The 18,725-nt window shown below is 39.7% G+C and carries 9 protein-coding genes and 2 pseudogenes; 4 read left to right on the top strand and 7 right to left on the bottom strand.

The window, feature by feature from the left end:
* The 7 genes and pseudogenes from NNJ85_RS04370 to NNJ85_RS04340 all read right to left on the bottom strand — a co-directional run.
* Positions 1-2,242 (bottom strand): hypothetical protein (locus NNJ85_RS04370; RefSeq protein ID WP_254473846.1); only part of this gene is annotated, 2,242 nt, incomplete at its 3' end.
* A 49-nt stretch (positions 2,243-2,291) separates the two neighbouring features.
* Positions 2,292-2,777, bottom strand: coding sequence for an SMI1/KNR4 family protein (locus NNJ85_RS04365; protein ID WP_254473844.1), 486 nt, complete (start codon positions 2,775-2,777; stop codon positions 2,292-2,294).
* 108 nt (positions 2,778-2,885) lie between these two features.
* The gene (locus NNJ85_RS04360; RefSeq protein ID WP_254473842.1) at positions 2,886-3,458 is read right to left on the bottom strand and encodes an SMI1/KNR4 family protein; all 573 of its coding nucleotides are present in this window, start codon (positions 3,456-3,458) and stop codon (positions 2,886-2,888) included.
* 73 nt (positions 3,459-3,531) lie between these two features.
* A complete protein-coding gene (locus tag NNJ85_RS04355; protein ID WP_254473840.1) occupies positions 3,532-3,996 on the bottom strand; it encodes an SMI1/KNR4 family protein in 465 nt (154 codons plus the stop codon).
* A gap of 100 nt (positions 3,997-4,096) precedes the next feature.
* Entirely contained in the window at positions 4,097-4,558 is a 462-nt protein-coding gene (locus NNJ85_RS04350; protein ID WP_254473838.1) for an SMI1/KNR4 family protein, read from the bottom strand.
* Positions 4,555-12,048 carry a DUF637 domain-containing protein gene (locus tag NNJ85_RS04345; protein ID WP_254473836.1) on the bottom strand — a complete coding sequence of 2,498 codons (7,494 nt, stop codon included), beginning with the start codon at positions 12,046-12,048 and terminating at the stop codon, positions 4,555-4,557. Before NNJ85_RS04345 ends, NNJ85_RS04350 begins: the two co-directional genes overlap by 4 nt.
* An 89-nt stretch (positions 12,049-12,137) precedes the next feature.
* Positions 12,138-13,901 (bottom strand): annotated as a pseudogene (locus tag NNJ85_RS04340) (ShlB/FhaC/HecB family hemolysin secretion/activation protein).
* Between the two features lie 404 nt (positions 13,902-14,305).
* Between NNJ85_RS04340 and NNJ85_RS04335 the strand changes: the two are divergent.
* The 4 genes and pseudogenes from NNJ85_RS04335 to NNJ85_RS04320 all read left to right on the top strand — a co-directional run.
* A pseudogene (locus NNJ85_RS04335) lies at positions 14,306-14,905 on the top strand (type ISP restriction/modification enzyme); the annotation flags it as partial.
* A 1,568-nt stretch (positions 14,906-16,473) separates the two neighbouring features.
* Positions 16,474-17,232 (top strand): hypothetical protein, encoded by a 759-nt coding sequence (locus tag NNJ85_RS04330; RefSeq protein ID WP_254472604.1) that lies wholly within the window; start codon positions 16,474-16,476, stop codon positions 17,230-17,232.
* 88 nt (positions 17,233-17,320) lie between these two features.
* Positions 17,321-17,983 carry a hypothetical protein gene (locus tag NNJ85_RS04325; protein ID WP_254472606.1) on the top strand — a complete coding sequence of 221 codons (663 nt, stop codon included), beginning with the start codon at positions 17,321-17,323 and terminating at the stop codon, positions 17,981-17,983.
* A gap of 84 nt (positions 17,984-18,067) precedes the next feature.
* On the top strand, positions 18,068-18,670 hold the full coding sequence (locus NNJ85_RS04320; RefSeq protein ID WP_254472608.1) for a hypothetical protein: 603 nt from the start codon (positions 18,068-18,070) through the stop codon (positions 18,668-18,670).
* Positions 18,671-18,725 lie beyond the last annotated feature (55 nt).

The raw sequence follows: 18,725 nt of genomic DNA, 5'->3' as shown, positions 1-18,725 counted from the left end.
ATTCTAGCGCATCATCAAGTGCTTGCGTTAAACGATCTGCAGTAACCTCTGGTTCAAAGATTTCCAACCCCTTAGCTTCAAAATTAAGCTGTATATCTGGAATATCTTCCGTATGTGTAGGATCAATAAATTTGCAAGCTGTGGAAAGAATACCCGTGCTAATCAAAAAGGCGCTATCAAATTGCGGACAATCTTTAGCAATTTCATCGTTGTAAAGAATGTCTACTTCACGATCAGCCAATTGATAGCTTGCCATATGGTCATTCTCATCGATTTTCTCAGTTGACCAGCCTAAGCTTTTTAAAAGGGCTGTAGCACTTTCCATGGTCAATGGAGCATCTTTATCATCCGTTTCATCTACCTCCTCTGTCAAATCAACAGATGCTGTTTTAGAAGAAACAGATGTTGTTTGTGGATCTAAGCTTAAAATCGGAGCGTTTTTTGGAAAACCGATCCGATAACCCCGTGCAAGAGTGAGAAGATTATCAACTCTATATTTTGAGATTTCTTCCACAAAGCCTAAAGGATTTCCCTTTCTAAAACTCTCCTTGTAAGATTTGAGCTTTTCAACATCCCCAATCAAAACAAGCGCAATAAGGTGACGTGCCACAAGATCAAGTTCACTGTCTGGGGGAAACGTTACATAATCATAAATGATTTGATTGACATTTTGCTGCTCAGCCCATTCAAGTATATCCGTACAAATCTGCTTGAGCTTGCCTCCATCCAATTCAGTACTAGAAACTGTATAAACTTCTTCTGCTTCTTTGAGAGCTGTATATTGAGGCATATTATAGAAAATCTCTCTATGAGCAGTGGAAAAACCAAGTGTTGAAAAGGAAGCCTTAAATGCAACTATCAGCTCTTCTCCATCACTTTGAAGGCTATACATTATATTGATGATACAGTCTTTACTGATAAAATAAGCATTGCGATTGTAGTTTTTATCACGATAGACTGTCCAACCTATTTTTTTTAATTGCTCAGCAACTTTATTGAAAGTAATCAAAGCTTGTGGACTAAGATGTACTTCTGTTGCCTCTCGCTCATGAAGGATTTTCAAATGTTTTTCAGCAAATTCAACGGCATGGTTAACATACTCCTCCAGTTCTTCATCAAGATTTTGCAAATGCTCAGGAATCTTACCCACCGCAATGGAATTTTTGTAAGATTTCAGCACATCAATTTGACCGGTCAACGCTAAACAAGCCAAATGCCAAATCACAGCTGGATAATAGCTATACTTTTGAACACGTGTTTTGCTTTCGATCGATGCTTGTAAATCTTGGGCGCGTGCCCATTGTATTATCCGCTCAGAAATTTTGATAAGCTCTTGCTCATTCAATGTCTCTACACAAATATCAATTCCTTTATCAACCCCACGAAAATTCTCTCCTCCAATAGTATTAAAAGATCGATAAATATCTATAGGTTGTACAAAATTACGTTGTCCACAAAAATGAATATACAAGCAAGCTACAGAAATCTCTTCATTAGATATTTCAGCTTCGAGATGAACATTGTACCGATCATAGAGATGTACAAAGCCAAAATCTAACTTAATAAAACGATCCGGCAAAACCAACCACATTTTCCCAAGCTCTGTAGCAAACCACCCTTGAATTTTTAAAATGCGAGTTGCTACTTTAAGACTCATCGACCACTGTTTAGCTTTTTTACGCGCTAAAGTGTCATCTAACTCACCATTTTTATAGGCCTGTGCAAATAAAATAAGGCGATCAATCCACTCCATGGTTGCGTAATCCGCAAATTCTGAAACATGTAATTGGGGTGCCGGCTTATCAGACCTTAAAGCATCAATATCACCAAGTAATGCTTCTGCAACAGCAGAGTGATTGGCAGCTTTTTCACGTAATTTTTGTTCAATATCTTGTGCTTGTGCCCAAGCGATAACCCTATTTAAAGATTCCTTAACATGGCTTTCTGAAAGATCTGAAGCTGTAACATCGAAATCCTCTTTCGCAGAAAACAGCGTATCTTCATATTTATCCTGTGATACTTCACCACTAGCATATTCCCAAGCAAGGCAATAAGCAGCAGTGGTAAGATTAGCCGATAGCCGAAACTTTTCCCCATCCTCTCCATAATAATCTACAACATCATAACTAATGCCTACAATGCGATCGGGAAGATGATAATGCGCAAACATACTACCATCTTCAGCACGATAAGGTTCCCAGCCAAGCGTTTTTAAAATCTCTGTGACATCTTTAGTTTGCATCATTGTTCACTTATTAACTAATTCGCAATATCATCTAAGGTATAGGTTTTCATGAAACTTCGCCTGCGTGCTCTTTAATTCTTTTACAGAGAAATTCATAAAAATTACTCGCGTAATACTGGGGATCTCTAGGTGGGAATTTAAGATAGAGCGGACACTCACCATCCTGAAACTGAGAGTAATCAAAATAAAAGGTTTCACCAAAATCTGTTCTGCTAACAATAAGTTGTTCTGGTGTCGCAAAACCATGTTTCTTATGATATAAGTTTTTATGCACAATATCACCAGCAGGATGCTCCTCAAAACTTGCGTTATAAATGCTAAAAATTTCCTCATAACCAATTTCTCCTCCTTTATAATTTTTTAAAAAATCCTTATAAGAAGTTGTAAATTGTAAACCGAGAGTTTTTTCTGCCTCTTTAATCCGTACATCACTAACTGCATCCTCTGCAGTACCAAAATTGATAATATCATCATCATATTTATTTACTTTATCAATTAATTGTGCAACATTATCTAAAGTATAGGTTTTCATGAATCCTCCCCTGCTGGTTCTTTAATTCTTTTGCATAAAAAATCGTAAAAATTACTTATGTAATACTGGGGATCTCTAGAAAGATTAGAGATTTCTCCATCTCCCATGTCACCTCCCCCATAACTTTTTCCAAAAGCGCTTGTAAAAAGGGATAGGTTGTGGAATGGGAGTGTTCTCTGGTTTTTCAATTGATTGATCACTATCAGGTATCTCAGCTCCCACGTGTACTATAATCCTCTTGCAAAGGAATTCATAAAAATTACTCGCGTAATATTCGCAGTCTTCAGATGGAAGTCTGACATAGAGTGGGCATTCACCATCCCGAAATTGCGTATAATCAAAATAAAAGGTTTCACCGAAATCAGTACTACTCACGAAAAGCTGTTCTGCTGTCATAAAACCACATTTTCTAGCATTTAAGTTTTGGAAAACAATATCACCAGCAGGAATACCTTCCCCATAATCTCCATAAAGGCTAAAGACTTCATCACCACCAATTTCCCCGCCTTTATAATGTTTAAAAAAACTCTTGTAAGACGATGTAAATTTCAAACCAAGAGCTTTCTCTGCTTTTTCAATCACGAGATCATCAACAACATCATCTTCAGTACGAAAATTGATAATATCATCATCATATTTATCAACTAATACTATAACATCATTTAAGGTATAGGTTTTCATAGATGATCCCCCCTAAAAAAATAATGGTGGTTTAACATTGGAATTCAGAAGTAAAACCACCATACAAAGAAATTTACTTCAAGTTATCTGTAATCCTTTTACAAAGAAATTCATAAAAGTTACCTGCGTAATACTGGGGATCGCCAGGTGGAAATCTAAGATAGAGCGGACACTCACCATCCTGAAACTGAGAGTAATCAAAATAAAATGTCTCACCAAAATCTGTTCTACTCACAACAAGCTGCTGTGGTTTTGCTAAACCATTTTCTATATCCGTTATATGATAATAAACAATATCATCACTACGAGCAATTTCAAAATTTGTATTATAAACACTTAATATTTCCTCACCACAGATCTCTGCTCTTCCATAGTTTTTTAAAAAACTTTTATAAGAAGATGTAAACTGCAAACCAAGAGTTTTTTCTGCTTTTTCAATCAGTACATCATCAACTGCTTCATCTGTAGTGCCAAAATTGATACGATGACTATATTTATCAACTAATTGTGCAACATCATCTATAGTATAAGTTTTCATAATTTTTTCTCCTCTCTAAAAAATATTAAAGATGATTGCATTCTTGAAAATGAAAAAAGAAAGGCGATTCAGCAAAATGAAATCGCCATGTTTAAAGGTGTTATTCCAAATTAGCTATAATTCTTTTACAGAGAAATTCATAAAAATTACTTGCATAATAATGTGACGCTCCAGATGGGATCTCGACATAGAGTGGGCATTCACCATCCTGAAACTGAGAATAATCAAAGTAAAATGTCTCACCAAAATCATTCGTACAGACGACAAGCTGCTGTGGTTTTGCAAATCCATTTTTTCTATCGAGTAAGTTTCTGTAAACAATATCACTAACAGGAGTCCCCACAGAATCCCCATAAACACTAAATATTTCATCACAACCAATTTCTCCTCCTCTATAATTTTTCAAAAAATCTTTATAGGAAGAAGTAAATTTTAAACCGAGAGTTTTCTCAGCCTTTTTAATCCATATCTCATCAACTGCATTATCTGCAGTGCCAAAACGAGCAGTATCATTATACTTGTCGACTAATTTTGTAACATCAGATAAAGTATAAGCTTTCATAGACTTTTCTCCACTAAATTATTTTCTTGAATATATCTCTCTGCACGCTCCTTCCAATATTTTTGTCTCCACTTATCAAATTTTGATCTATTGATACCAGATCCCATTGTATTGGGATTAATATGGATAACAGAATTATTATCTTTATGGAATGTCCTAGTAACCTCTGCTATAGGACCATCATGCGTTTGCAGCATATGATGCAACTCAATAGGATAACCGTCAATACCAATAGGAGCTTTGCCTGATAGCATTCTTTCAATATTGGTACCTGTTACTATTTTATCTTTTTCTTCCCAAGTAAAAATTTTGTTAAACTCAAACAAATCATCTCTCTGATAGACTTTGTTTATCTGAGTAATTTTTTCTCCCTTATTCGTTATTTCAAACCCAACCTCAATAGGTTTTGACCAGAATTTTCTTTCCTGTCCAAAATATTGAGTTGCAATAGCTTCATCGCTCATTTTCCCTAACGATTGAGCAATTTCCTTTTCTGCTTTTGCAGCAGCTGCTTCAGCTTTAGCGGCAAATTTTGCAAGAGCTTTTTCGGTAAGCTTGCTAACAAGCTTTACGCCTCCCTTAGCTGCTCCAGCAACTCCTGTCATTAGGGATGCTATATCAGTCAATAATTTTCCAAGTTCAACACCCGCTTTAAAAGATCCACCAGCACCGGCTCGCTCATATTCCTCCGTCATTTTATTAATGCGATCTACATAGGACTGTCCAAGGGTCTGCCCAATTGTCGCCAAAATTTCACCACTGTTGAAAAAATCTTTAAGCGCTTTCAAAGTATCTATAGGATGAAGGCCCATTTGTACAAAACCATCAACCGTATCGTATAATTCAGCCGGTACACCAGCTACCATACCAGACAAAAAGCTTAAATCTTGCCCTGTACTAATCGCGAACCATTTCGCATACACTTTTGTTTCACATAAACGGTCAGAACACTCCTTTAACTCTTTCTCCATTTGGGCTTTTTGCGCACTGCTTAAGTAGTTATTTTCTGCGGCATTGCCTGCGGCATCAGCACCGGTATTGACATCACCACCAGCAAGAGCAGCTGCAAAGCCTCCCGCAATGCGCGCGATATCAATGGTATGTTCTCTAAAGTTGGCAAATTGTGCATCAATCTTGGCAGTGATGCGGGCTTGTTCTTCCGGCGTTGGGGTGCGACCATCCAATGCCCCCATTTCCTCTTTTACAATTTTTTGCATCCACAGTTTAAACTGGAGCATGGCAGCGGCTTCCCCCACTGCGCCCCCAATCGCACCAGCTGTACAATCACCACTCGCTGTCGCACCAACAATACAGCCAAGCCCTGCATGAGCGACGATCTGCATCACCGTGTCTATTTTACCCTCTGCTTTAGCGGTACCAATTTCTTCCGCTAATGTTTTGCCAAGGGTTCCTGACAAGGCAGTGCGTAGATTGTTAAAAAAGTTTTTGTCAAGTGAACCGCCTTCAAGAGCCGTTTGAACGCCCGTGCCAATGGCGGCTTTGATCAGGTTCTTTTCTGCTTCACGCGTAATGCGATCAACCAAAGGGGCGGTTTTGGATAAGGATTGTCCAACACCAGCCATCTCTGTGAATTGGCTGGTTAAACCTGCTGTCAACATTGAGGAGACAATGCCCAAAACATTCTTCGATGAGCCTAGCTCATGAAGTGCATCGGCAATGTTGCCGCGATTATTGACAAGAGCCACAGCACTTTTATTGATCAGCGCCTGTACACCTGCTTGTATCGCTGCATTCATGGCTGTGCTGGAACCAACACCCAATGTGCCAGCAATGGCACTGGCTGCACTGGAAGCTGTTCCGGCGGTAACAGCTGTCACAATCAAGGTGACTAAAGCTGCCCCTACTTCTGTGAGACCCTGCTTTTTATAATCCCAGTCTTTAAATTCAGCCTTAACAGCTTGCCAATCAACTTGCTTGGCTAATTCTGGATCATCACGCAATTGCTTGATCCATGACAATTCTGGTGAACGGGCTAACTGCTCAAGGGATTGGTCAAAATCACCGGTTTGTTCATATTCAACAACAAAGCCATCGCCCGCATCAAGCTTCATGCCCCCACCAGCTTCCATGGTCACATGCTCGATGGTCTCCTGCAGATAGCCTTTATCGCTCTCACTCCACCACACAAGGTTTTCATTACGCTGATAGGTGTCTTTAAAATCCTGATCCTTGTTGGTCAGAAACTTGATCTTCCCCTTATCTGATGCAAGATGTATCTTATCACCACTTTTTGCCCCTATGGCTTTAAGTATGAGATCCCCATCCTTGGCATGCATGGAAAGGTTGCCACCCGCTTCTATTGTGGTTTTGGTTGTGGTAACTTCGGTTGATTGTTGACGAAACTTATTCTTTTGCTTCGATTTGTCGCCTTCTTTCCCCCTAAGGTCTAAGTCAAAACTGCTAAAGTCTTGTTCTGAAACCACAGTGAGAGCACCACCACTGGTGAAATCCCCATCGCCCTTGGTTTTAAGCTTTCCTGCAAGATTAAGCTCACCGCCTGTAACAATGGTCAGATTTTCATCGCTGGTGACTTCTGCCAAATGGTGAAGAGAACTTTGAGCATTATAATGCCCTTTTTCCAAGCCTTGCTTATGATCACTCTCTAGTACCAATGAACCAATGGTCGCAGAACCATCGACAATCACTGTCGTCGAGCCACCACTGCTCCATTGCCCACCATTCATGCTTAAATCGCCAAGGGAGTGAATATTCAAATCCTGAACAGAAATGATTTGAGCCTGCTGTCCGCTCCGATCAACAAAACCATATGGATTCGTGTCACGGATTTTGGCCGTTCCATCGGCTATAGTTTCTGCATTAATGGTAATGGCATTCCCCAAAATAATCCCTGACGAATTGATAAAAAGCCCTTGACTGCTCAGATCAACAGCACCGCTGCCCAGTAAAAATCCACCATCATTCAACAAAGTTTGTGTTGTTGAAACGTTGAGTGCATCCTCACTCAAAATGGTGCCGCTATTGGCAAAACGGTCTGCCTCCAAGGTAATACCCTTGCCTTTTAAGTGTGCACTAGAAAGGTTTGCTTGCTGCGTTTTTGCCCCATAAACATCTTGTACGAGGGAAGAATTTGGAGCCAAATAAACATGGGGCACTAAAACTTCTTGCCCGTTTACAACATGTGTCTCAAGCCAGATCATATCTTTTTTGATCTCGGCAATTTGCTTTTGTGTTAATGGTTTTCCTAGCTCTAACCCTAAGGGATCTTGCTGTACGATGGCATTGTCATAAAGCCTTTGCATTTGTGCGTTGGGATCATCCACGTCTATAAGACTGCGATCCCCTGTGAGTTCAAAGATTTGCTCACTTATCAGACGATATTCATAATAGGAATCTCCTAATCTTTTAAACACTTGCTCAGGTTTATAATTGCCAACCCTTTTGAGGAAATAATCTGAGCCCAAAAATTTGCTGGGATTGATAAAATCTGGACGCGTTTCAACTAAAAACGGTACATCAGGTGTTTGGGTCTGAGCAAGCTCTGTCTGAACAGCGCTAAGCCCATCTTGCTTTGGTACTTGTATGGATTCTGGTTCTGGTGTTTGAATACTCGGTGCAAAAAGCGCTTTGTGCCCCGTCAAACCATTGATAATACTGTCTAGTCTATCATCACTGATCAGTGGTTTGGAACCGTCAAAATCAGGGTTTTTAACACCAGTCAAGCCTTTATCGCCAGAGCTTAAGCCAACTTGTTCTACCCCCTCACGCACCGCATGATTATCAATATAGCCCGTCAGCTTGGCATCAAGCGTTCCCCCCGCTTCAATCGTGCCATAAACTGCATCATAGGTGCGTGTGGGGGTTTTAACAAAAGTAGGACCATCCCATTCGTCTGCACCGTGTGCTATACACCCTGGATTGGACCAAAAATTACAGTCTTTATGTCTATAGCGTGTTTTAGTCACAATCTTGGTTGTTTCGATTAAATCGCGCCCCTCATTGAGCAGTGTATCGCCCCGCATTTCAATGTTGCCATTGGCAGAAATCAAGCTATAACTATTGCGGATATCGCCGGCATGAACTGTTAGATGACGCCCAGCTAAAATCTGTCCAGCATTATTCTTAAAATGTGCCTGCTGAAGGATGATCGTAGTATCAACATCTTCCTTTATCTGTTGGTGCTTAACATTGGTGCCTTCCCATTGTCCTGGAATGAACCGGTGAGAAACCACTTTATCGCTCACTTCAATCCCACCTTCACGCATGTTGGTGAGAGCTGAAACATCAAAACGCATATCGCCTGAGACAGCTTCTAAAAGACCCGAGCTATTGATCACATGACCAGCCCGCTCTCCACTTAAACCGTGGATGATGAGATTCTCTTCAGCAATGACATCGCCAAACTGATTGATAAAATCCCCATCTAAGGAGAGTGTTGTGGATTTCTTGGCATAAATCAGCCCGCTATTGCTCATATCCCCGCTCACATTGAGGGCAACCGCATCACCACCAGAACCAAGAATGCCTGCATTGTTCAACGTATCTGTCGTCAAAACAAAAGCGCCACTACTTTTGAGAACTCCATCTTCAGCATTTAAAACCAGAGCCGCTTGCCCCAACCTTGGATCATGATTTTCTGCGACAAGTGTAAAAAAACCTTGAGATAAAAATTGACCTGAATTTACTAATGAACCAAGCTTTGCATCAACAACACCGCCCACCATGATGCCTTGATTGCTTAAAAGACCATGACTGTTGAGAGTAAGCGCTCCACATTGTGCTTCCACAAACCCTGCATGGGTGAGTATGCCTGCACTCAATGCCACATCATAGGCGCCAACCTCACTTGTCTCGCCCATTGTCAATGTGCCATCGCTAGAAAGCTCTATTCGCTTTTTGGAAACAATGCGCCCTGTTTGATTAAGATTTTTTTGCGTGTGCAAACCAATGGCACCATTGCTTTCTATCGTGCCACTATTGCTTAAATCACCACGACTTGTCAGTTGAAGAGCACCACGCTCAACTTCCACGCGTCCTGCTTGGAGCACACTGTCTGCAACAACGGTAACTGCCCCTTGCGTAGAGATGAGACCATCAACATTCTCAAAACGCCCCACATCAATGCGCAAACCATCCCGCGCTAAAAGGTGCGCTATGCCATCACTGTGTGTTGCATCCTGTTGCTGCTGAACTGTCGTTGCAGCGCCTTTATTGACAAAAGATGTTGCAACAATCTTCATCTCACCGGCAAAAGCACTGAGAAGACCAGCCACATTGTTTATATGACCAGCACGTGTCTCTTTCAGCCCATGAATGGTGAGGGCCTCTTCAGCAATAACTCTGCCTTTTGTATTGGTCAAATCACCATCACTGGATACAGCCATGGATTTTTTTGCGTAAATCAGCCCACTATTGCTCAGATCTCCGCTCACATTGAGAGCAACCATATCACCACTAGAGCCAAGCGTACCGGCATTGTGCACTTGCCCTGCGGACAAAACAAAGCTGCCTTCACTTTGGATAAGTGCACCAGAAGCATTTTCAAGAAAAGCTTGTTGACTATCGCTCCCCTCTTGTGTGTTGATCGCCAGATGTAAATCATTGTTGGCAATCAACATCCCTTGATTTATCAAAGCACCAGCATCGGTTTTGATGCTGTCACCACGCATCATGCCATGATTGAGGATCTGATTACGTACCTGAAGGGTTAGTCCGCCACCTTGAGCTTCCACAGTCCCCGCTTGACTTAAACGATCAGCGCTCAAGAGCACATCATGCCCAAACACTGTGCTTTTCTCACCCGTTGTAAGCATGCCACCGACTATCAACGCAGCCTTCTGCAAACTAACAATATCACCCTTGTGGGTAAGTACTCCATACGCTTGAAGTGTTACATCTCCATTGGAGGAGACACTACCTTCTTGGATCAAATCACCTCTCTGGGCAGAAAGATCAACTTTTTGCCCAGCCACTAAGTGCGCACGTGATGTGAGCGCTGCTGCTTCCGCCAAAAGAAAACCGCCTGCACTATAATGACCAGCTCCTATGTTGAGCACATCAGTGGATTTCAGAACAATATTCCCCTTGGCACCAATATGGTTATTTAAAGCCGTGATTTGATTGGTTTTTATGGTCAAATCGCCAAGGGAAGAGATCCCAACTTGATCATTATCTTGCAAGCGATCCAGCTCAATAGTCGCGGCATTTATTTGTAAAAGCGCACCAGACGCAATTCGCCCACTGCCTGCCTCAAGCTTGCTCGCCTTTAAATGCAAAGAACCTGATGCTGACTGTTGGCCATCATTGCCAATGCCATTTGCCAATAGAGCATCAGAGCCAAGCTTAATCACATCGGCGTTCACATCAACATCACCGCTCGCTGCAACCCGTGCATGTTCTGCTAATTCAACCGTGTGACGCGCTTTAAGTTCAACAGAATCTTCTGAAAACAATAAGTCTTTTACATGCACGCTCTCGTGATGAGAATGCGCATGCACTGCACCTTTAGCACGGGCTTTAGCAAGCACCAACTTGCCATCACTCGTCAGTCTCATGGCGCCTGCATTGGCAACCATATCCCCCCGCATCTTAACGCCAGCCCCTTTATCGTTGGCAAGCACGCGGATCTGACCCGCATACATCCCACCAAATTCGCTGGAATCTATTGCCAATTCCGGCTCTTTGCCATCAGAACCCAGCGAAGTTGTTTCGCGTTTATCATAGTCAAAATGATTATGCCCCGCGATAACTGCTAAATCCCCTTTGACCTGTATGGGACCAGCAACACTGATCTTACGCGAAACAAGATCAAAAATATCCACTGTGCGCCCATCAATCCCTTTAGCACCAATGGTGATATCCCCACCCTCAACGTGTAAACCGCTCAAAGCCCCATTGGCACCAATAATCGGCTGTCCCGTCGATAAAGTCACCCGGGGTGTATTGATAAAGCCACAACCGTTACAGGTAATTCCATTGGGATTAGCGATAATAATATCGGCCGCATGCCCATGTACTTCGCTCACACCTTCAAGACGCGAACGATTGGCACTTACCACTTCGTTGAGAATAACCTTTGCCGCACCACTCCCCCGTAAATTGCCATTGCCAAGCACCAAACCGCCAAGCTGTGAACGCGAAACCTCCTCTGTCGAATTGTTTAAAATAACGCCATGGGCATCAACATTAAAACTGTCATATTTATTATGAGAAAGACCCTGCCCATTGGGGCGCGCTATATCAACAAGTGGTATGCCATTGCTAGCTGCTCCTATCGTAGGGCGGAAAGTAGAGCCAACCCCAGCTGCCGCTTTAATCCCTTGTGTCTCTTGAACTGGTGATCTTTGTCCACCAATTGCTTGGGCTTGCACTAACAAAGGTTGAAAAGCTAAACTAAAGCTTAAAACGAGAGAAAGCCCCTTATGGGCTCCTTGCTTTAAAATTCCAAGAATTCTCCACCCTATCTCACGTACAAATCCCACTTTATGCTTCTGCCCCTTCAATCCCCGCATCTTAACCTCCTCAAAAAAAACTCTATCTCTTTGTAAAAACACCCCAATGGGTATAAAAAGCGAGACAATCCTTTTCTGCCTCTTTGTTTTTAAAATCTCAATAACGCCCGCACTTGAAATAACCCTGTCGCATTGCCCTTTTCTATCGGCGTTGATTGGGTCAAAATATTCGAATAAGACGCATCAATATCCAAAATCTCTCCGTTTGCATGGAAACCCAATGTTGCCCCAACGAGGCTACCGCCAAAATTGTTTCTAAGGGGAGCATTGGCGACCATCCCTAGATCAAGCGCCATATAAGGTGCAATCTGCCCCATAAATTTACGCCCCATTTTCGAAGAAAAACCTGGCAACAATAGCGATAATTCATTGCGCCAAAACACCCCATTATTGCCGTAATAAACCGCCTCTCGCACACCGCGCACGGAAGAATTCCCGCCAAGCGATAGTTGTTCTGAACTAAACAATGTATCAGGGGACAATTGCCCCGAAAGCAACGTGTTATAGCGAAAATTAGACTGGTTTAGCGAAAAGGCACGCCCATACCCTAAAGAAAAAGACAACTTTGAAAATTGCCCTTTGGGGGCATTTTTTATCGAAGTTTCTTGCTTTTTATCATCATAAGCGCCCAAAATCGCTAATCCCTTATGAAACCCTATATGAGCGCTTAACTCTCCTCCCATCCATTTGCGTGAATGATCAAGCTCTAATGTCGCAATAGCTAGTTGACGGCTGGAAACATCAACCTTGCTGCCCATAATAAAATTATCAGAATATTTCTATGTCAATCGTCCTGTAATCCATGTCTTTCCCTCTTGATCGCGATCAATAACCCGTGAAATCCATGGCGTAAGCGATAAAGACTTACCGGCAGTATTAATATCAGAAAATATTCCCTTAATACTCGAATGATATTGACTCCAACTGCCATCAAGACCTACCGTCCAATAGCCATAGGGAATGGAAAATGACCCTGTTATCGTATCACTATTGGGACGCTTGCCTGAAAAATGATACGGACCTCCATTCATGGAGCGCTGATAACTAAACGACCATTGATCATTGATCCCTAATAAATCATCAACAGAAAGGCTAACGCGCGTTTGATAAAGCCCTGTTGCTTGAGCACCAAGATTATCACTGGAAAGTGTAAGGAGCCACGACTTCTGCTTATCAATATGAATATCAAGAATAGAACCACCTGCAACCTCCCCAGCACCAAGGTTGATCGTCGCATGACGAGAGAAAAGCCGATTAATTTGATCAAGTCCTTGTTCTATCGAGCGGAGACTAGCAGGGTGCCCCACTAAATTTGGAAAAGCCGTAATGATTTCCCCTTGATATTTCCTTGCAACTTTATGCCCCTCCAGAGTGATATTCTCTATTTGTCCTTCAACAACAACAATTTTAAGACGACCACCCCTTAAATCCTGTTCAGGTAAATAAGCCCGCACCGCAATATAGCCGCGCTTCATATAAAGCTTGGTTACCGCTTTGAACACATTGTTAATCTCGGAAATACCAAGACACCGCCCCTCCCAAGAGGAAATGGTGTTATGAAGGTCGGCATAAGAAATCAACTGAACACCAACAAATTCAATGCTTTTAATCAACAAACAGTTTTTTTGTGTTGAAGCACTTTGAAATAATGGAGATTCATTATCATCCTGTAATGAAATCTCATGCCTTTCGTTCCTGCGATGTAATTGTTGAAAACGCTGGTCTTGCGTTTGTTGACGTTGAATCCTCTCGGATTGATCAATCGCTTGATCACGAATGCTTTCTGCAAAACTCCCCCATGAAAAAAAGCACAAAAATGCTGCAAAAATAAAAGGAGGAAAAAACCTACGCATTCATTGTGCCCTCAAAGTGAGAAACAAAATGAACCACATCATCAGCGTCACAGAAAAAAACGCCAACCGCGTAATATTTTTTTAACTTTTTGATGAGAGTAATACTTATAACATCTAAAAGAAAAGCGTAGACTACCCTGTATAAACCCGCTTTATTGGTTGTGCAAACCATATCACTCTCCCCCGCCTCTGAAAAGCGTATAATTGCACGGTTAAATGACAATCATACATTCTATACGTTCTTAATTTTAAGGAGTTGCGTATAGTATAATTTTGAGGTGCAGGTAAAGACTGTTATTCACAAAATACATCTAATTTATTGCAACTGTTACATATGAGAGACAACAAGAGCCACTCCATTATTATCGCCTGAGAAGAAGCCAAAAAGCCCCCCCTCTAAAACTATAACAACAAACGATATCTTTTATTACCTTCATGGTTTATTATATTCAAAAGATTACCGGCTCGCTCATGCTCATAATTTATGCAAAGAACTCCCTCGTATCCCTTGTGTAAAAACTGCTGAGGATTTTTGGAAATTTGTGACGGCAGGGCGTGAATTGGGTCATTTGCATGTAAATTATGAAAATGTAGAGCCTTATCCAATAACCTTTAAAAAAGGCAATCCAAAATTAACTGATATCTCTAATCCAGAAGAATTTTACTACGTTACAGAAATGAAATTCGCAAAAATTAAAAATAGTAAGGAAAAGGATAAAACAACGGTTATTTATAACAGCAATATCACGATGACAGATATCCCTCTTGAAGCTTATGAGTATATCGTCAACGGCAAACCCGCTCTTGAATGGGTTATGGGGCGTCAATGTGTTAAGCCTGATAAAAAAAGTGGTATTGTGAATGATGCCAATCGCTATGCTGTTGAGACCATTGGCAACCCTGCCTACCCTCTAGAATTGTTTCAAAGGGTTATTACCGTAAGTTTAGAGACAATGAAAATTGTTAAGAGCCTACCAAAATTAGAAATTAGAGAAACTGAATAAGCTTATTAAGCATGCTCACATAATGGGTATGCTAATCTTATAGGGGTATAGAATATAGCTATACCTCTTTTGTAAGTTTATTAGATATAATCTTAAAAGGAATGTTTATATGCGTTCTTCTAAAAAAAGAACATTTGCACTTTTAAACACTCTATTTGGATTGCCTTTAAAAGATCATACCGTAATCTCAAATGATAGCTTTATCCTTTTCAAAAGCTCTGTTTAAAAAGAGTTACATATATTCATTTTGCTTATAGATTTTGAAGGTTTCTCAAACTCTCAAAATACCTTCAAAATATATTATTAGTTGTATCTATATCTTTATAATATCACTATAGGTTGTTATTTTAAAACCTGATAAAAATTAACCACTTGAAATATAATAACTTTTATTTTTTTGATTTAAAAAAATATATAAGGGGGCATAAAAAGAACCTTCAAAATCTTCAAAACCTTCAAAACTCATAACCAGTACTATCTTGATAGCATTTTTTATGATTATAAACTGTCTTTTAAAAAGCTTTAAAAGATCACATGCTTTCATAGGACATGTTTTAATCACTCACTAAAATAATCATTTTGTCAGTTCAATTTACTGACAGATAACTGACACATATATATTATGAGTTGAATTTATGGTTGTATTATCGATATAGGTTGTATCATTAGAATGCTAACATATTGAAATATATTGTTTTTAATTTTCTCTCATTTAAAAAAAATAATATAGGGTCTAGAGTTAACTGACAAAACTGACAACGCTGACAAAAGTCTATTAAAAGGGATTTTGCTCATCTCTATAGTTATCAGTTTCTCTTTAGATGTTTTCATAACAAGCTATAAATCACAATTATCATTTCTCTTATAAAAATGAAAAATGATGCGGTGGCTATAAAGCGGATAGCAGCTATAAAGCACGCGTGAAAAAAGCAGGGTTTCATAATCATAATGCATTTTCATAATTACGTTGCAAATGAATGCATTGGTTATAAAGACAGTTCCTATAAAAGGCTGTTAAGTTGCAAATGTGTTATAAAAGAAATTAACAGAAATCTTTAAAACCATTTAGTAAAAAATATGATAGGTTATAAAGTTAAAAATACGCATGATGAGAGCGCTTCTAAATATTATAAATGTATAGATTCAAAAAAGAACGCAATCGTTTAAGAATGCCCATAATATAGCTTTAAAAGCATATAATACAAAAGAATTATTTTATAAGCATATGATAAATATTTATACACAATGCATTTAAAAAAATCATAAAAAATATCAAAAAATATAAAATATTATTTGACAATAAATACGTATTTTGTTATATAAATAATCAAGTGATTAAAAACACTAAATCGTAAGCGGTTAAACCACGTAAGGTTTTTCCCATTCTTAAAAATACTGGCTGTCTTTTATGTTATAATTAGCATATAATGACTCTGTCGGGTGTGCTTATACCATACAATACCCTTCGCGAGGGAAAAGTATAAGCAACGGACTTACGACCGTGTTTTTAGCGCCCGATGCCCTTATAGGGTGTCAATTAAAAACTCTAATTTCGTAAGGTTTTAAATATGACAAATGTCTCAAAAAACACCTCTGTTATTTCTTCCATTTCAAATGAAACCGCTTCTGTTAATAAACAAGAGCCTGCAAAAAAATACGAATTTATTGATGATTGTGAATATATAGATGGTCATTTCTTAAAGCGAATTAGAGCTTTAAGAGATTTTGATGATGTCAAAAAAGGCGACCTCGGGGGGTATATTGAAAGTGAAGATAATCTCTCTCATGATGGCAATTGCTGGGTTTATGATAAAGCACGCGTCTTTCAAAATGCTAGGGTTTTTGAGAATGCTAAAGTAAAAAGCTTTTTTGTCGATGTTTATGGCAATGCTAAAATTTATGGCAATGCTATTTTTGAAGGCATGGCAATAAATGATTATTGTGAGGTTTATGGCAATGCTCATATTGAAAATGCCGTTATAATTGAAGGCAATGTTAAGATTTATGATAACGCCCGTGTAAGTGGGCATGCGCATATTTCTGATATGTCTGTTGTTTGTGATGATGCTCATGTCGGTGGCAATGCAAAAATAAGTGATGGTGCTTATATATGTGATCATTCTTATGTTATGGATGATGCCGTGGTTTGTGGTTCTTATGTATCAGGTTCTTCTTGTGTTCATAGCGCTGCCTCTTTAACTTCTGATGATCAAATTCATGATGAGGCAATTCCAAGATTTGGTAGTAAAGATGATTATTATCGTCATGAATATTATGATGATTATAGCTATGATGATGACAGCGCATATGAAAGTGACGCTGCTTAAATAAAGCACGGGCGCGGCGGGGGCGCCTGCTTTCTAACCAAATTCTTTCATTTTAAAAATTGAATCTTCTTTATAAAGGAATTGTGCTATGCAAAAAAAGTTTGCACTCACAAATGAGACACGTGTATTAAATAATCAAACTCTTTATCGCATTAAAGCATTAAGAGACTTTGCTGATGTTAAGGCTGGGGATTTAGGTGGCTTTATTGCAAATGAAAGTAACCTTTCTCATGATGGCAATTGCTGGGTATATGATAAAGCTCTTGTTTTAAATACTGCCTATATTTATGAAAATGCAAAAGTTTCTAATAACGCTATTATCATGGGCTTTGTTTATGGCAATGCGCATGTTTGTGACCGCGCCCGCGTTTATGCAAATGCTCATGTTTATGACAATGCGCATCTTTCTTATAACGCTTGGGTTTATCAATATGCAAGGGTTTATGGGAATGCAAAATTGTCAGGAAGTGCTCGTATTCATAACAATGCCGTGGTTTATGATCATGCTGTTGTGAGTGGCGCTGCAAAAATATATGGCAAGGTTTATGGTAATGCTAGCGTGGGGTCTCATACTGATGTTTATGGCTCTGTTTATGGGAATGCGAAAATCTCTGATTATATCGTGATTAGAGGCAAGGTCTATGGCAATGCAAGGATAAAAAGACATAGCGGTTTATGTTGGGTTCCCATAAATTGTGAGGTTTATGAAAGCGATCACGTTGTCAAGATTATTGAAAACAAAGCAGCATAAATAAAAGCAGCGGCGCGGCGGGGGCGCCCCCTCTTTAAAACATTTCATTTAAAAATTTAAATCTCTTTATAAAGGAATTGTGCTATGCAAAAAAAGTTTGCACTCACAAATGAGACACGTGTATTAAATAATCAAACTCTTTATCGTATTAAAGCATTAAGAGACTTTGCTGATGTTAAAGCCGGCTCTTTAGGTGGCTTTATTGAAAAGGAAGATAACCTCTCTCATGATGGTAATTGCTGGGTTTATGATGAGGCTCTTGTGTTTAAAAATGGTCACGTTTATGAAAATGCAAGAGTTTTTGGCAATGCTATCACTTGTGGTCGTGTGTATGGTCATGCGCGGGTTTATGATAATGCTATCGTTGCTGGTCATGTCTATGATAGTGCTCATGTCTATGGCAATGCTGTTATTTCTGATAATTCCCATGTCTATGGCAATGCTCATGTTTATGGCAAGGCTATTATTTATGATAAAGCCTCTGTTTATGATAATGCTAGGGTTTATGACAATGCTCGTATAGCAAATAACGTGCATGTTTGTGAAAATGCTCATATCCATGGCATTGCTGTTATTCGTAAAAATGTCGGGGGGTCTACTGAGATTAAAACCTATATTGAACGGCTTTCCCCTTATGGAGAATTAGAGATTGTCTATGTCTCTCCAAAAATAAAGCAGCATAATTGAATGCTCGGGCGTTGCGGGGGCGCCCTTCTTTTAAATTTTCCATTCCAAATTTTAG

Origin of the sequence: Bartonella sp. B1098 (assembly GCF_944896145.1) — a bacterium.
Classification (GTDB): Bacteria; Pseudomonadota; Alphaproteobacteria; order Rhizobiales; family Rhizobiaceae; genus Bartonella.
The sequence above is the reverse complement of the archived record's forward strand: the minus strand, read 5'-3'. Positions and strand labels throughout refer to the sequence as shown.

Bases quoted from the DNA above. Each gene is read 5' to 3' on its own strand.
- NNJ85_RS04365 (WP_254473844.1), bottom strand. From the start codon at position 2,777: ATGAAAACCTATACTTTAGATAATGTTGCACAATTAATTGATAAAGTA.
- NNJ85_RS04360 (WP_254473842.1), bottom strand. From the start codon at position 3,458: ATGAAAACCTATACCTTAAATGATGTTATAGTATTAGTTGATAAATAT.
- NNJ85_RS04355 (WP_254473840.1), bottom strand. From the start codon at position 3,996: ATGAAAACTTATACTATAGATGATGTTGCACAATTAGTTGATAAATAT.
- NNJ85_RS04350 (WP_254473838.1), bottom strand. From the start codon at position 4,558: ATGAAAGCTTATACTTTATCTGATGTTACAAAATTAGTCGACAAGTAT.
- NNJ85_RS04345 (WP_254473836.1), bottom strand. From the start codon at position 12,048: ATGCGGGGATTGAAGGGGCAGAAGCATAAAGTGGGATTTGTACGTGAG.
- NNJ85_RS04330 (WP_254472604.1), top strand. From the start codon at position 16,474: ATGACAAATGTCTCAAAAAACACCTCTGTTATTTCTTCCATTTCAAAT.
- NNJ85_RS04325 (WP_254472606.1), top strand. From the start codon at position 17,321: ATGCAAAAAAAGTTTGCACTCACAAATGAGACACGTGTATTAAATAAT.
- NNJ85_RS04320 (WP_254472608.1), top strand. From the start codon at position 18,068: ATGCAAAAAAAGTTTGCACTCACAAATGAGACACGTGTATTAAATAAT.